The sequence below is a fragment of the Leclercia sp. M50 genome, from assembly GCF_037150775.1.
Taxonomy (GTDB): Bacteria; Pseudomonadota; Gammaproteobacteria; order Enterobacterales; family Enterobacteriaceae; genus Enterobacter.
On sequence record NZ_JBBCPK010000216.1, the window covers coordinates 1 to 1,922 of the forward strand.

The window sequence follows — 1,922 nt, forward strand, 5'->3', positions numbered from 1 at the left end:
CCAGCGTGGCGGCGACAAAGGCGACGTACAGCGGGAACAGGATAACGACGATCCCCAGGATCAGCATGGTATGGCCGAAAATCGTCAGCCCGCGACGGTTCTCAATCATTGGTAGCGCACCTTACTTTCAACATAGCGGAACTGCACCACCGTGAGGATGATGACGAGGAACATCAGCACCACCGACTGGGCGGCAGAGGCCGAGAGATCAAGCCCGGCAAAGCCTTCGCGGTAGATCTTATAGATCAGCGTGGTGGTGGCCTGCACCGGGCCGCCTGCGGTGGCGGCGTCGATCACCGGGAAGGTGTCGAAGAAGGCGTAGACCAGGTTGACCACCAGCAGGAAAAAACTCACCGGGGCGATCAGCGGCAGCGACAGCCGGAAGAAGCGGCGGATCGGGCCTGCGCCGTCAATGGCGGCGGCTTCTACCAGCGAACGCGGAATGGACTGTAGCGCGGCAAAGAAGAAGAGGAAGTTGTAGCTGATCTGCTTCCACACCGAGGCGAAAACCACCAGGAACATCGCCTGGCCGCTGTGCTGGGCGTGGTTCCAGTCATAGCCCAGCTCGGCCAGGAAGTGGGTAATCAACCCGCGCCCGGGGTTAAAGAGGAAGATCCACAGCACCGCGGCGACGGCGGGGGCCACGGCGTAAGGCAGCAGCATCAGCGTCTGGTAAAGACGGCTACCGCGCACCACGTAATCCACCAGCGCGGCAAAGAAGAGCGAGGCGAGAAGACCGCTCACCGTCACCAGAGTGCTGAATTTGATCGTCGTCCAGAAGGCGTCGATGTAGTAGCTGTCGTGCCACAGGGCAGCGAAGTTATCCAGGCCAACAAACTGGCTGGAGAGCCCGAACGGATCGACGCTCTGCACCGAGTACCACAGCGCTTCGCCCGCAGGCCAGATAAAGAAGATAACGGTGATGACCAGTTGCGGCGCGACCAGCAGGTACGGCAGCCAACGGGAGCGAAACACCGGACGGGATGAGGACATGAGGGTTGTGTTCCTGAACAGCGCCGGGTGGCGGCTACGCCTTACCCGGCCTACGGTCTTCCAGGCCCGGATCGCTACGCGTCACCGGGCATTTCACATTACGATTTGGTCGACTGCTCAAAGCGGCGCAGCAGCTGGTTTCCGCGCTCGACTGCCGCATCCAGCGCCTGCTGAGGGGTTTTCTTGCCGGTCCAGACGCTTTCCAGCTCTTCATCCACGACGGTACGGATCTGCGGCATGTTGCCCAGACGCAGCCCTTTGGTGTACGGCAACGGTGGTTTGTTCAGCATCTGACGCGTGGCGATGTCTGCCCCCGGGTTCTTGTCATAGAAGCCCTGTTCGCGGGTCAGGTCATAAGCGGCTTTGGTGATCGGCAGGTAGCCGGTCTTCTGGTGCCATTCGGCGGCGTTTTCCGGCTTCGCCAGGAAGTCGAGGAACTCCGCCACGCCCTTGTAAGTGTCCTTGTCTTTACCCTGCATTACCCACAGGCTGGCCCCGCCGATGATGGCGTTCTGCGGCGCGCCTTTTGAGTCGGCGTCGTATGGCATCATCCCTACGCCGTAGTTAAATTTGGCGTAGTGACGGATATCCGCCAGCGAGCCGGACGAGGCGGTGGTGATGGCGCAGTCGCCGCTGTAGAACTTCTCGGTGGATTCGTCTTTACGTCCGAAGTAGCTGAAATCGCCCTTCTTGTTCAGATCGGCCAGCAGGGCAATGTGCTTCACCTGCTCCGGCTTGTTGAACTCCAGGACCGCGTTGGTGCCGTTGAAACCGTTGTTCTCGGTGGCTACCGGCTGGCCGTGCCAGGCGCTGAAGTTTTCGATCTGGATCCAGCCCTGCCAGCCGCTGGCGTAGCCGCACTTCATGCCGGCCGCTTTCAGTTTGGCGGTGTACTCCGCCAGATCCTGCCAGGTTTTCGGCGGCTGCTC

General features: G+C 60.9%; 2 protein-coding genes and 1 pseudogene. All 3 read right to left on the reverse strand.

From position 1 onward, the window contains the following. Window positions 1–109 (reverse strand): annotated as a pseudogene (locus WFM46_RS23635) (glycerol-3-phosphate transporter); the annotation flags it as partial. Further along, window positions 106–993, reverse strand: a complete 888-nt coding sequence (gene ugpA / locus WFM46_RS23640; protein ID WP_103177350.1) for a sn-glycerol-3-phosphate ABC transporter permease UgpA — start codon at window positions 991–993, stop codon at window positions 106–108. The gene ugpA and the pseudogene WFM46_RS23635, both read right to left, overlap by 4 nt. Window positions 994–1,091: 98 nt before the next feature. Then, window positions 1,092–1,922 (reverse strand): sn-glycerol-3-phosphate ABC transporter substrate-binding protein UgpB (gene ugpB / locus WFM46_RS23645; protein WP_336998712.1); only part of this gene is annotated, 831 nt, incomplete at its 5' end.

Coding starts and splice junctions, on each gene's coding strand:
- ugpA (WP_103177350.1), bottom strand. CDS start 993: ATGTCCTCATCCCGTCCGGTGTTTCGCTCCCGTTGGCTGCCGTACCTG.